Genomic DNA, 13,487 nt, shown 5'->3' on the forward strand with positions numbered 1-13,487 from the left:
CTGTATAGCGAATTTATCGCCCGCCGCGAATCAACCCGCCCATCCCGCGCCGTTCCATAAACGCGGCAACCTGGTGACGGACTTCTGTCGCCAGTTGCGCCTCCAGACTTCGGTTCGCCAGCGTCTGCGCCTCTGCGAAATCAATATGCCTCAGCAGATATTTCACCCGCGCGACCGAGCGACCGTTCATGGAAAGGTGGCGATAGCCGAGGCCAATAAGGATAGCCACGCACATCGTGTCACCCGCCATTTCACCGCATAAGCGCAGGTCAATGTCGTATTGCTCAGCGTCACGGGCAATCATCGCCAGCGCGCGCAACATCCCCGGATGCAGGCTGTCATAAATATTCGCCACCCGGGTATTGTTGCGATCCACCGCCAGAATGTACTGGGTCAAATCGTTAGTACCGACGGAGATAAAATCCACGCGATTTGCCAGCTGCGGCAGCATGAAGACCATTGACGGCACTTCCAGCATCACGCCGATGCGTGGTTTGGGGATCGCGTAACCAATCATCTCTTCAACTTCGCGCCCGGCGCGCTCAATCAGCCGCCGCGCTTCGTCGACTTCGTCGATGCTGGTGATCATCGGCAGCAGGATGCTGAGATTGCCGGTCGCCGCATTGGCACGCAGCATGGCGCGAACCTGCACGAGGAAGATCTCCGGCTGATCGAGGGTGATCCGGATGCCGCGCCAGCCGAGGCACGGGTTTTCTTCGCTAATGGGCATATACGGAAGCTGTTTATCCGCGCCAATGTCCAGAGTGCGCAGCGTAACGGGCTTGTCATTAAACATTTGCAGCATGCCCTGATACTGCGCCACCTGCTCCTCTTCCGAGGGGAACCCGCTTTGCAGCATAAACGGAATTTCAGTGCGGTACAGGCCAATGCCGTCGATGCGGCTGCCCAGCTTCTGCTCATGCTCGGGACTGAGGCCCGCGTTGAGCATCACCTTCACTCTTTCGCCGCTTTTCAGCTCGGCGGGACGTTCAACGTCATCTTCCGCAATGCGGCTTAACTCGTTTTCTTCATTGATGAGGCGCTGATACTCTTTCAGCAGCACCGGCTCAGGATCGACCAGCAGTTCACCACGATAGCCGTCGACAATTAGCGTGCGGCGATGCAGCACCGACGGCTGGATATCCGCTCCCATCACGGTAGGGATGCCCAGCGCGCGCACGATAATCGCCGCATGAGAGTTGGACGCACCATCGCGCACCACCACCCCAGCAAGGCGATCCTGTGGCAGTTCAGCCAGGGTTGCCGCCGACAGTTCATCCGCCACCAGCACGAAACGTTCAGGCCAGGTATTCGGCCCCTGAATAGTATCGTCGAGATGGAACAGCAGGCGCTGCCCCAGCGTGCGCAAATCGCCAGCGCGCTCTTTCAGATAACCGTCGGTGAGGGCAGCAAACTGCTCGGCAAATTTTTCGACGATCTTTTTGACCGCCCATTCGGCCACGGCACCGCTGTCGACTTCATCGAACAGTTCGCGGCGCAGACGCGCATCGGAGAGCAGGTGTGAGTAAAGATCGAAAATCGCCGCCGTCTCTTTCTGTGCACCGGCAGAAAAACGTTTGCTGTAGCGACGAAACTCGTTGGCTGCCTCTTCCAGCGCGCCGGTTAATCGCTCGCGCTCGGAAGCGGTATCCAGCGTCGAGGCTTCGTAAACCTGCTCCATCAGCGGCAGCGTGTTATCCATCCACGCTTCAGCCACCGCAACGCCTGGCGATGCCGGGAGCGCACGAATACGCGTCTGACGATACTGCCCAAACAACGCCGTTAGCTGAGATTGTGACAGGATCGCAGCGATCTGGGTGGCAAGTGTAACGAGGAAAGATTCTTCGCTTTCGTCATACTGGCGCAGCTCACGCTGCTGGACCACCAGTACGCCCAATAGCTGACGCCGCTGAATGATCGGCACGCCGAGGAAGGCGCGGAAACGTTCTTCTTTTACGGAGGGAATATATTTAAAGCTGGGGTGCTTTTGCGCGTCGGCAAGGTTGATAGGCTCGGCCAGGCGGCCTACCAGACCCACTACGCCCTCGTCAAAGGCAAGCGTAACGGTGCGACCACGCGGTTTTTTTAAGCCGCGCGTCGCCATCAGATAATAACAACGCCGGTCATGATCGGCCAGGTAGACCGAACAGACTTCCGTCTCCATCGCCAGGCAGATATCGGTTACCAGAATATCCAGCGCCTCGCTCAGGCGCGGAGCGCTGGCAACTTTCTCAACGATTTCTCGTAATCGGGTGAGCATAATAAGCGTGGCTTAACCTCTTTTACGTCGCCATGCCGGCGCGGGCTGCGGCTTAGGAACACTCTCCTGAAGCGACATCACCATAGCGGCAAATTCTTTCATCACCCGACGATAGACGTCGCGTTTAAACGAGACTACCTGACGTACCGGATACCAGTAACTGACCCAGCGCCAGCCATCAAACTCTGGCGTGCTGCTGGTGTCCATATTGATATCCGCATCGTTGCCGATTAACTGCAACAGAAACCACTTCTGTTTTTGGCCGATACAAACCGGCTTTGTGTCCCAACGCACCAAACGTTTCGGTAACTTGTAACGCAACCAGTTGCGGGTTGACGCGAGGATACGCACATCTTTGCGGCTCAGGCCAACCTCTTCAAACAGCTCCCGGTACATCGCCTGCTCGGCTGTCTCTCCTGGATTAATTCCCCCTTGAGGAAATTGCCAGGAGTGTTGACCAAACCGCCGCGCCCACATGACCTGACCCTGGCGGTTACAGATTACAATACCCACATTCGGGCGGTAGCCATCGTCATCAATCACCGGACTACCTCAAACTCATCTTCAATGTGAACGATTGTTTCACACTCGCCGGAAACGGTAAACCACTCTCTTACAGGAGAATAACCGGATAACGACTGAATAACTCACAAAAATTCTTGAAGTTATAAACAGCCGAAGGGCATAAACAGCAATTTTATTCACTTTTTCTGTGGATAGAGTTGTGAAGAAGTATGGAATTAACGTGGGAAAACCCAGACTACTCCGAATCATGCTTTTTTAAGCTGTGAAATTTAAATGCTTATATTCAACAGATTAACTAACAGATCTGCCGTGTAGAAAACAAAATTGTGATGTGCATCACATGAGGGATCAACGCCCTGATGAAAGATCGAACAGCATGGGTTTTATCCACAGATTGTGCCAATAAGTTAGTCACTTTTTGTGTAAAAATTCGATTTTCGTCATACGTCAAGGCTGTAAATGGAAACAGTAGTGCGGGTTTTTAACAGTTATCCCATTTTTCTGTGGATAACATGGTGTAAGATCCTGTTCATTGCCAGTGACCAGATTTGGAAAACCCTTTTCTGGAAGCCGTCGCCAGAAAAAGAATGTAAAAAAAACATCTAAAAATCATAGGGCTGTTGTCGCCAAAAAGAAAAAGCTAAACTCTGTGCACAGTGGGTAACATCGCTGTTCATTTTTTAACCAAGGTTGTGACTATGTCTTCTCTCTCGCCGCTGATCTCTCCCCCGCAAACGCAAGCGCAGTTATTAATGCAGGCGCAGCGGCTTGCCGGGTACTCGCTTGGCGAACTGGCGGCGTTGGCGGGTTTGCCTGTACCTCAGGATCTCAAACGGGATAAAGGCTGGATCGGCGTACTGCTGGAGGTCTGGCTGGGCGCGAGCGCCGGTAGCAAGCCAGAACAGGATTTTGCCGCGCTGGGCGTGGAGCTGAAAACCATCCCGATAGACAGTCGCGGGCGTCCACTGGAGACCACGTTTGTCTGCGTCGCGCCGCTGACCGGCAATAGCGGCGTAAGCTGGGAAACCAGCCACGTTCGCCATAAGCTGAAGCGGGTGCTGTGGATCCCGGTTGAAGGAGAGCGCACCATTCCGCTGGCCGATCGCCGTGTCGGTTCGCCGCTGCTCTGGACGCCGAATGAAGAGGAAGAGAGTCAGTTACGCATGGACTGGGAAGAGCTGATGGATTTGATCGTGCTGGGCCAGGTGGAGCGTATTACCGCCCGTCACGGCGAGGTGCTACAGCTGCGCCCGAAAGCAGCAAATAGCCGGGCGTTGACGGAAGCCATCGGCGCGCGCGGAGAACCGATTCTTACCCTGCCACGCGGCTTCTACCTGAAGAAAAATTTTACTGCCGCCCTGCTGGCGCGTCATTTTTTACTTCAGTGAATAAGACATAACCACCTGATTTTTTTGATCGGCGTCCATATCCTTAAAATTTAAGAATTTACTGCTTTTTTTCTACCGACCTTTTGCGTTATTACTAGACTGATAACAGTATCGGTCAGATGAGGGGAACAACGGTGAAAAAATGGGGAGTATTGATTTCAGCTGTAGGGTTGGCCTGTGTAGTGTCAGGCTGTAGCAGCGACTATGTCATGGCAACTAAAGATGGTCGGATGATCCTCACCGACGGCAAGCCGGAAGTTGATAATGATACCGGGCTGGTGAGCTACCACGATCAGCAAGGTAATTCGGTACAAATTAACCGCGATGAAATTTCACAGATTATTGAACGTTAACCGCTGAAGGTCAGCCATCCGCTGACCTTTATGATTTTTTACTTTCCCTTTCTCTTTGCCTCTGCCATTTTTATATTCCTTTGTCGGGAAGCTCCTGACGTGACATTAAAAAAGGAATTCGGCTATGCACTATCACCGTATCCCCCACAGCTCGCTTGAGATTAGCACCCTGGGGCTGGGCACCATGACGTTTGGTGAACAAAACAGCGAAGCCGACGCCCATGCACAGCTTGATTATGCCGTGAGTCAGGGTATCAATCTGATTGACGTCGCTGAGATGTATCCTGTCCCGCCGCGCCCGGAAACGCAGGGCCTGACGGAAACCTATGTCGGCAACTGGCTGGCGAAGCATGGTAGCCGCGAAAAATTGGTTATCGCCTCAAAGGTGAGCGGCCCGAGCCGCAACGGCGACAGCGGTATTCGCCCGAATCAGGCCCTGGATCGTAAAAATATCCGTGAAGCGCTGGATCAGAGTCTGAAGCGGCTGCAAACCGATTATCTCGATCTGTACCAGGTTCACTGGCCGCAGCGCGCCACTAACTGTTTCGGCAAACTCGGCTATAGCTGGACGGATTCCGCGCCGGTGGTCTCTCTGCTGGAAACGCTGGAGGCGCTGACCGAATATCAGCGTGCCGGGAAAATTCGCTACATCGGGGTGTCGAATGAAACCGCGTTTGGCGTAATGCGTTATTTGCATCTGGCGGATAAGCACGATCTGCCGCGCATTGTGACTATTCAGAATCCGTATAGCCTGCTGAACCGCAGTTATGAGGTGGGTCTGGCCGAGGTGAGCCAGTTTGAAGGTGTGGAACTGCTGGCCTATTCCTGCCTGGCGTTCGGCACGCTGAGCGGCAAATACCTCAACGGCGCGAAGCCTGCGGGCGCGCGGAACACCTTGTTTAGCCGCTTTACTCGCTATAGCGGCGAGCAGGCGCAGAAAGCGGTTGCCGCTTATGTGGATATCGCCAGACGCCACGGTCTCGACCCGTCACAAATGGCGCTGGCCTTTGTTCGCCGTCAGCCGTTTGTCGCCAGCACGCTGCTGGGAGCCACGACGATGGAGCAGCTTAAGGCCAATGTGGAAAGTCTGCACCTTGAGTTAAGCGAAGAGGTGCTGGCGGAGATTGAGGCGGTGCATCAGGTGTATACCTATCCGGCACCGTAAGCGTGACATGCCCGGTGGCGCTGCGCTTACCGGGCCTACAACTGGCTGATAACGCGGCATTACAACCACCCGCCCCCCCCCTGAAGATGCAATGTCCGTAGGCCGGATAAGCGCAGCGCCATCCGGCATTACGTCCACCCTAAGCGCACACGCCCGTTTACCCTTTGCGGCGACGCCCCCAAATCCACAGCGCGGTAATCGCCAGCGCAAAAATGGCACCGAACCCCACGCCCACGCCGACAATCGGCACACCCGCTTTGACCGCCAGCGAATACAGCCCCAGCATCAGCAGCATAGCGCTATTTTCACCGAGATTCTGCACCGCGATAGCGTTCCCCGCGCCGACGGTTTTCTTGCCGCGCTCCTGCAACAGCGCATTCAGCGGCACCACAAAAAAGCCGCCCATGACGCCGATTAACAGCAACAATCCGTAAGCAGGCAACTGCGTATGCTGAAGGGCAAAAAAGACCACACCCACGCCAATCAAGATCCCGGCGGGCATGCAGCGCGCCACGGTTTCCAGCGTGATCAGCTTCGCCGCTGCCCCGGCACCGACGACAATACCTACCGCCACCATTGCGTTCAGATAGGTTGGCGTGGCGTTATCCACGATACCCAGCGCGACCGGCACCCACAGCACCAGCAGGAAACGCAGCGTCACGCCAGCGCCCCAGAACAGGCTGGTACCGACCAATGAAAAACGCGTTTCCGGGTTAGTCCACAGTACCCGACAGGCGCTAAAGAAGCTGCGGGTCATGGGCGTAAAGCGCCAGGATTGCCCCGGTCGCGCAGCGGGGAGTTTGGGGATCATCACATTGGCGACAATCGCCCCGGCATAGGCCACGGCACAGACGCCAAGCGCCGCCATCACGTGCCAGTCCGCCAGCACACCGCCCGCGACCGATCCCAGCAGAATGGAGGCGATGGTGGACGACTCCATCAGACCATTCGCTTTCACCAGTTTATCGCCAGTGGTTAGTTCGCCAAGGATGCCATATTTCGCCGGTGAGTAAGCAGCCGCTCCCACGCCAACCAGCGTATAGCCGATAAACGGGTTGATGCCAAAGCAGATGCTGGCCGCACCAATCAGTTTCAGGACGTTGGCAAACATCATCACCCGTCCTTTGGCAAAACTGTCGGCAATTTGCCCTACAAAGGGAGCAAAAAGTATGTAAGCGCCTACAAACACCATTTGCAGAACAGGCTGGCTCCAGTCTGGATAAAACAGCTCCTTCATCAGCGCCAGAGTGGCAAAAAGCAGCGCGTTATCTGCGAATGCCGAGAGGAACTGGGCGCTGATCACCGCCTTCATCCCTTTCGACCACAGTGAAGTGTTAGTGTGTACTGACTCACTCATCGGCGTGCTCTGCCTCATCAACCATGCTTTTTAAGGTCACGAAATCCGGCTTACCGCTGCCCAGCAATGGCATCTGTTTAATAAAGCGGATATCGCGTGGAACGGCCAGTTCAGGAACACCATTGGCTCTGGCGTGCTGTTGCAGCTTGTCGCGCGCCAGCTCGCTGTCGGTGGTAAAGAGCACCAGCGCCTCGCCTTTGTTGGCGTCCTGTTTAATAGCGGTGGCGTGCATTTTGTCAGGCGATACTGCCAGCGCCAGTTGCTCGACCATCTCCAGCGACACCATTTCGCCGGCTATTTTGGCAAAGCGTTTAGCGCGGCCCTGAATACGGACAAAACCCTGCTCGTCAAAAGCGACAATATCACCGGTGTCATACCAGCCAGTCTCAACGTCACCATTGTGGTTTTCCGCCGTCGGCACTTCCAGTACGCCAGGGTTTTCCACCCGCAGGTAGCCGTTCATAATATTCGGCCCCTTCAGTTGCAGCCTTCCGCCCTCGTCAATGCCCGGCACCGCCAGCAGACGCGCGTCCATCCCAGGCAGAATACGCCCGACGGTGCCGGGTTTCGCCGCCATCGGCACGTTAATTGAAACCACCGGCGCACATTCGGTTACGCCGTAGCCTTCCAGCACGCGCAGGCCAAATTTATCCTGCCAGAGCTGACGCGTGCTCTCCTGCAATTTTTCCGCGCCCGCCACCACATAGCGCAGGCGGAAAAAATCATAAGGGTGGGCGAAGCGGGCATAGTTGCCGAGAAAGGTTGAGGTGCCAAACAGCACGGTGCAGTTGCGGTCATAAACCAGTTCCGGCACGATACGATAGTGCAACGGACTCGGGTACAGGAACACTTCTGCGCCCGTCAGCAGCGGCGTAAACAGCCCTACGGTCAGGCCGAAGGAGTGAAACAGCGGCAGCGCCGACATAAAACGGTCGTTGGCGGTAAAGTCGGCAATCGTTTTGATCTGCTCGACGTTGGCCAGAATGCTTTTATGGCTGTGAACGACGCCTTTTGGATTACCTTCTGAACCTGAAGTGAAGAGGATCACCGCCGCATCTTCCGGCTGCTGCTCCACCTGCGCCAGCCGCGGCATCAGCAAATGCGAAAAAATCCACAGCTTGTCGGCCGTTGTGACGTCGCTTTTTAAATCTTCAAGAAAAACCCAGCGGACCTGCTTAAGCTGTTCCGGCAGGTGCCACAGCTTGCCCTTATCGAGAAACTGACGCGAGGTGAAGACCGTTTTGATCTCTGCGGCAACGATCGCGCTGGTCAGCCCTTTGACGCCAGCCGTATAGTTCATCATCGCCGGTATACGGCCACGAGAAATCGCGCCGAAGATCACCGCGGCACTGATACCCGCGTTAGGTAGCATCAAGCCGATTTTCTCGCCCTGGACGCTGTATTTTTCCAGGATACGCCCCACAAACAGCGTCTTCGTCAGTAGCTTACGGTAACTGTCCGGCTGGAAGTTAATATCCTCCACGCAGTGCTTACCCACGCCAAAGCGGTACTGCGCGGAAAGCAGCGCTTCAAACAGCGTTTCGCGCGGACGCACCGCCATGCGCGCTTCCATCATTATTTGATGCAGCATTTCGCCCGCTATTTTACGGCGGTCGCGGGCGCGCGGCGCGTCTGGCATCGGGATGTGGGTCGGCGGCAGGATGTGAATAGCGATGCGCGGGAACAGGCGCTGTTTCACCAGCCCTTTCAGGCGGCTGAAGAAAGTGAGTTCGGCCCCTTCAATGCGCACCGGCACAATCGTTGCGCCCGCTTTCGCCGCGACAAACGCCGCCCCGTCGTAAATCTTCATCAGCGAGCCGGAAACGGAAATGCGTCCTTCCGGGAAGATCACCACCGGTCGTCCCTGTTCAATCAGGCGCACCAGATGCTTGATTGACATCGGTTTGGTCGGGTCCAGCGGCACAATATCAATCAGCGGCCTGAGCCAGCGCATATACCACTGCTGACTAATAGAGGAATAGACCGCGAAGGTCGGACGAATGGGCAGAAACAGCGCCAGCAAAATACCGTCAATAAAGGAGACGTGATTAGGGGTAATCAGTATTTTTTGCTGATGTAGCGCATGCGCGTCCCCGGTGACTTTTACCCGGAACATGATTTGGAACAGCTGGCGGAAAAAACCCAAAAGCATATCAACTCCCTTTGCATGACAATGAAGATGTGCAAGCCAAAGGAATAGCATAACAGGCGCGGCAGCAAAATGGAGGCGAAAAAAAACCTGCGCATCTGCGCAGGCCGGTGTAAGAGTCAAGTACGAAGGTCGTACCAAAAAATCTCACCAATCAATACCTCTGGGATAATCAGAGTAGCAATCCCCGCCCCGAACTCACCAGCGGTCAATCGCAACATCCTTGCGCAAAGTGTAACCAAAGGTATTAATTAGCTTTTTCTCATTTCATCAGCAAAATGAATACCAGTAACGATAACATTACTGACGGCGATCACAGGCCGCTGCGGTCGGGCGTGCTAAGTTAATCTCCTTGAAGAACGGCCGTTTTTCCGTAAAACTTATTGTGATGTAAACGTTTACCCTATAAGGCAAAGTATGGCGACCATAAAAGATGTAGCCCGACTCGCAGGCGTTTCTGTCGCCACCGTTTCACGCGTTATTAATAACTCGCCTAAAGCCAGCGATACCTCTCGTCAGGCCGTGCTGGCGGCAATGGAATCCCTGTCCTACCATCCGAATGCCAACGCGCGCGCGCTGGCACAGCAGGCAACGGAAACCATTGGTCTGGTCGTCGGAGACGTGTCCGATCCTTTTTTTGGTGCCATGGTTAAAGCCGTCGAGCAGGTGGCCTACCATACCGGTAACTTTTTACTGATTGGCAATGGCTATCACGACGAGCATAAAGAACGCCAGGCTATTGAACAGTTAATGCGCCATCGCTGCGCAGCGCTGGTGGTGCATGCCAAAATGATCCCTGATGCCGAGCTGGTGGGGCTGATGAAGCAGATCCCCGGCATGGTATTGATCAACCGTATTCTGCCGGATTACAAAGATCGCTGCGTGGCGCTGGACGATCGTTATGGTGCCTGGCTTGCCACCCGCCATCTGATCCAGCAGGGCCATACGCGTATCGGCTACCTGTGCTCGAATCACGCGATTTCCGATGCAGAAGATCGTCTGCAAGGCTACTACGACGCGCTGAAAGAGAGCGGCCTGCCCGCCAACGATCGGCTGGTCACCTTCGGCGAGCCGGACGAGAGCGGCGGCGAACAGGCGATGACTGAACTGCTGGGACGTGGCAAAAATTTTACCGCGATTGCCTGTTATAACGATTCGATGGCCGCTGGTGCGATGGGCGTGCTCAATGACAACGGCATCGACGTCCCGCGCGAAATTTCATTGATTGGTTTTGATGATGTGCTGATCTCGCGCTACGTGCGTCCCCGGCTGACTACCGTGCGCTACCCTATCGTGACGATGGCGACTCAGGCCGCAGAGCTGGCGCTGGCGCTTTCCGAGGCGCGTCCGCTGCCTGAGATTACGCATCTGTTTAACCCGACGCTGGTGCGCCGGCAATCGGTGAGTACGTTGCACGAAAATTAATTTCACTCCGGCAATGACAAGGTCATTGCCGTTATTTATTAATAATATCGTTAATATTACCCTCCTAAATAACCTCCTCTTCATAAGCACTTTCTGAGTACGAATAAACGCACGTTTTGCCTATTCTTCATTTATGAAAGAATGCAAACTTAATACCTCCTTATAAATAATACTGATAACCGATAAAAATAATCAATGAATCAGGAGTATATATATGGCGAATATTGCGTATCTTTCAATAAAGGGAAAGACACAAGGCCTGATTTCTGCTGGCTGTTGTTCTCTGGACTCCATTGGCAATAAAGGCCAGCCCTCCCATATCGATCAAATCATGGTTTACGCCATTACCCACAATATATCCAGAGATATGAATGTTAACCATCATGAGATAGTGGTTGTTAAACCCGTCGATAAATCTTCCCCCCTATTAGGAAAAGCCATATCAGAAAATGAGGAATTGAACTGCGTCATAGAGGTCTACCGCACCAATCGTTCGGGGATGAATGAGCTGTTTTACAAGCTCACGTTAAGCCAGGCACGGATAATGGATATTGATTTTGTTCTGCCTCATACGATGCTGGAGCCAGGCGGAGAGATTCAGGAAAAGGTTGCCTTCAGTTATGAATCCATTGGCTGGGAGCACTGTACTGCTAAAACCAGTGCGTTTAGCTTCTGGAGCGATCGCATTCAGTAATGTTCTCATGGAGTGACGTCAATGGCGGGATTAAGAAACAATAATGACCGTTCCTGGGCCGACTATATGGGCGGTATACTCAACGGACGCGAGCGAATAAACCAACCGGTGCCCACCCATCCTTATCTGGAAGATATCCCGGTACTGGAGAAAATGCTGCGCGATAATACGCACTATTTTATGCTACTAACGCTGGAGGAAGCACACCATATCCTCAGCGATCTTATCGGTAAGGTAGACTTTTTCTTCAGTTATCGCCTGGGAGCAGGCAACATAAAGGATATATGGGATGGCTCACGCAATATCAGTAAATTAAGCACCTGGTACAATGAGGCTGACCGTTTGGTACTGAACTACAAATGCCTGAGTATTAATGCAAAAGTCTATAAACTTCACGGCGTCACCTATATTAAAATTACTGGCTATCCTGGTTTACGGCGCATACTGAAAGGCACGCGCTATGGCACCATGCACCCGCAGATGGTGGAGTTAGCTATTGGTACTCGCGGCCGATTTTATAATCTCATCAAGGGTGTACGATTTTGTATTCTTTTCTCTCTTGCCTGGCGAGGTATCGAGCTGATCTTTAAAGAGGATTATACCCTGGTGGATTTTCTGGGGGATATTACAATGGATGCGGCGAAAGCGCTGGTGTCAGCGGGGATCGCTTTTGTGGTGGGAGGGATTGCAGTGTTCTTTGGTGCTACCGTCATCGTTGCAGCAGGAGTAGTCATTATTATAGGAGCAATTCTCAATGTTGGATTAAATATCCTCGATGATAATTATGGCGTTTCAAAATCATTAAAAGTAAAAATTCACGAGGCCCTGAAAGAGGAATTTAAAATCCGCGAATGGCATCGGCAGCATCTGCCCCATGAATTGTACCTGTATTACAATACGAGGAACTAGCAATAATGACAAGGGAATCTCTGGATATTTTTTTATACAAATTTCTTTACTTTTGTGCGAAGATATTTTTACTGGCAATGTCAATAGGTGTCATTTGGTTTGCACTTGCCATGCCTCACGGTGATATGCTTTCCATCTTCAAACATGGTGATATTATCTGGTTTGATGGAAATTATTTCTGTGTTTTATTTGGTAGCAGTTTATTCTTCTGGCTATTTATTTACGCACTAGTAAGAAACGAACCTCCTGATAATAAAAAGAAAAAGAAGAAAATCACCAAGCTGAAGTTATATGAGCGCGTAGAAATGCTTGCATGGTTTCCCCTAATAATAACCGCTTTTGGGCTACTCATCTACGCATTACAGCTACCCATTATTTTTATAATACTGGTTTTCACATCCTATACGCCCTGCGATAAAGAAAACATATACCTCAAATATTATTTTGTTAAGGACACATCGATTTGCCAGACTATCAAAGAACCAAAATGGCAGTTACCTGATTTTATTCACGTACCTGCACTAAAGATTTCTGAATGGGTTAAATAAAGGATTATTGCCAATGTCCAGCGAGTCAGAGAACGGTCTATTTTATAAGGCAATATATCATAATGTTTGTATCGTTGCCGCCTCAATCATTTTTTTCAGTTTTATAAATGCGGCGACCGTCATCGTTGCAGCAGGGGTAATCATTATCACTGGCATCCTTCTCAAGGCTGGATTAAATGTTCTCGATGATAAGTATGGCGTTGCATCATCATTAAAATTAAAAATTTACGAGGCCCTGGAAGAGGAATTCAAAATCCGCGAATGGCATCGGCAACATCTGCCCCATGAAATGTATCTGTATTACAATACGAGGAACTAGCCATAATGACAAGGGAATCGCTGGATATTTATTGGCACAAATTCATATTCTTTTGTGCGAGAATACTTTCCATGGCAATGTCTATGGGTTTCATTTGGTTTTCACTTGCCATGCCTCGCGGCGACATGCTTTCCATCTTCAAACATGGTGATATTATCTGGTTTGATGGAAACTCTCTCTGCGTTTTATTTTGTAGCAGTCTGTTCTTCTGGCTATTTATTTACGCACTAGTAAGAAATGAACCTCCTGATAATAAAAAGAAAAAGAAGAAAAACGCCAAGCTGAAGTTATATGAGCGCGTAGAAAAGCTTACATGGTTCCCTGTGATAATAACCGCTTTTGGGCTACTCATCTACGCATTACAGCTACCCATTATTTTTATAATACTGGTTTTC

At 52.1% G+C, this 13,487-nt stretch carries 13 protein-coding genes; 9 read left to right on the forward strand and 4 right to left on the reverse strand.

Annotated elements, in window-relative coordinates; translation table 11 throughout:
• Positions 1–13 precede the first annotated feature (13 nt).
• Together ptsP and rppH are read right to left on the reverse strand one after the other, a co-directional pair.
• Positions 14–2,260: a phosphoenolpyruvate--protein phosphotransferase gene (ptsP, locus tag INT84_RS20330; RefSeq protein ID WP_194208256.1), complete on the reverse strand. Its 2,247-nt coding sequence runs from the start codon at positions 2,258–2,260 to the stop codon at positions 14–16.
• Between the two features lie 12 nt (positions 2,261–2,272).
• Positions 2,273–2,803, reverse strand: coding sequence for an RNA pyrophosphohydrolase (gene rppH / locus INT84_RS20335; protein WP_176920933.1), 531 nt, complete (start codon positions 2,801–2,803; stop codon positions 2,273–2,275).
• A gap of 680 nt (positions 2,804–3,483) precedes the next feature.
• Here rppH and mutH point away from each other — a divergent pair.
• The 3 genes from mutH to INT84_RS20350 all read left to right on the forward strand — a co-directional run bounded on the left by mutH (position 3,484) and on the right by INT84_RS20350 (position 5,691).
• Complete coding sequence (gene mutH, locus INT84_RS20340; protein ID WP_194208257.1) at positions 3,484–4,173, forward strand: DNA mismatch repair endonuclease MutH; 690 nt, start codon at positions 3,484–3,486, stop codon at positions 4,171–4,173.
• A 134-nt stretch (positions 4,174–4,307) separates the two neighbouring features.
• Positions 4,308–4,526 (forward strand): YgdI/YgdR family lipoprotein, encoded by a 219-nt coding sequence (locus tag INT84_RS20345; protein WP_049838639.1) that lies wholly within the window; start codon positions 4,308–4,310, stop codon positions 4,524–4,526.
• 124 nt (positions 4,527–4,650) lie between these two features.
• Positions 4,651–5,691: an NADP(H)-dependent aldo-keto reductase gene (locus INT84_RS20350; RefSeq protein ID WP_194208258.1), complete on the forward strand. Its 1,041-nt coding sequence runs from the start codon at positions 4,651–4,653 to the stop codon at positions 5,689–5,691.
• Positions 5,692–5,848: 157 nt separating this feature from the next.
• Here the strand turns inward: INT84_RS20350 and lplT are convergent, their stop codons facing one another.
• Together lplT and aas are read right to left on the reverse strand one after the other, a co-directional pair.
• Positions 5,849–7,048, reverse strand: a complete 1,200-nt coding sequence (gene lplT, locus INT84_RS20355; protein WP_194208259.1) for a lysophospholipid transporter LplT — start codon at positions 7,046–7,048, stop codon at positions 5,849–5,851.
• Positions 7,041–9,200 (reverse strand): bifunctional acyl-ACP--phospholipid O-acyltransferase/long-chain-fatty-acid--ACP ligase, encoded by a 2,160-nt coding sequence (aas, locus tag INT84_RS20360; protein WP_194208260.1) that lies wholly within the window; start codon positions 9,198–9,200, stop codon positions 7,041–7,043. The genes lplT and aas overlap by 8 nt, the downstream gene beginning before the upstream one ends.
• A gap of 414 nt (positions 9,201–9,614) precedes the next feature.
• Here aas and galR point away from each other — a divergent pair, with 414 nt between their 5' ends.
• The 6 genes from galR to INT84_RS20390 form a co-directional block, all read left to right on the forward strand.
• On the forward strand, positions 9,615–10,622 hold the full coding sequence (gene galR, locus INT84_RS20365) for an HTH-type transcriptional regulator GalR (protein WP_194208261.1): 1,008 nt from the start codon (positions 9,615–9,617) through the stop codon (positions 10,620–10,622).
• Positions 10,623–10,836: 214 nt separating this feature from the next.
• The gene (locus tag INT84_RS20370) at positions 10,837–11,316 is read left to right on the forward strand and encodes an Hcp family type VI secretion system effector (protein ID WP_194208262.1); all 480 of its coding nucleotides are present in this window, start codon (positions 10,837–10,839) and stop codon (positions 11,314–11,316) included.
• A 21-nt stretch (positions 11,317–11,337) separates the two neighbouring features.
• Complete coding sequence (locus tag INT84_RS20375; protein ID WP_194208263.1) at positions 11,338–12,225, forward strand: hypothetical protein; 888 nt, start codon at positions 11,338–11,340, stop codon at positions 12,223–12,225.
• A 5-nt stretch (positions 12,226–12,230) separates the two neighbouring features.
• Entirely contained in the window at positions 12,231–12,773 is a 543-nt protein-coding gene (locus tag INT84_RS20380) for a hypothetical protein (RefSeq protein ID WP_194208264.1), read from the forward strand.
• 13 nt (positions 12,774–12,786) lie between these two features.
• Positions 12,787–13,092, forward strand: coding sequence for a hypothetical protein (locus INT84_RS20385; protein ID WP_194208265.1), 306 nt, complete (start codon positions 12,787–12,789; stop codon positions 13,090–13,092).
• 71 nt (positions 13,093–13,163) lie between these two features.
• A partial coding sequence (locus INT84_RS20390) for a hypothetical protein (RefSeq protein WP_194208266.1) occupies positions 13,164–13,487 on the forward strand: 324 nt, incomplete at its 3' end.

This window comes from Superficieibacter sp. 1612_C1, assembly GCF_015234305.1.
Lineage (GTDB): Bacteria > Pseudomonadota > Gammaproteobacteria > Enterobacterales > Enterobacteriaceae > Superficieibacter.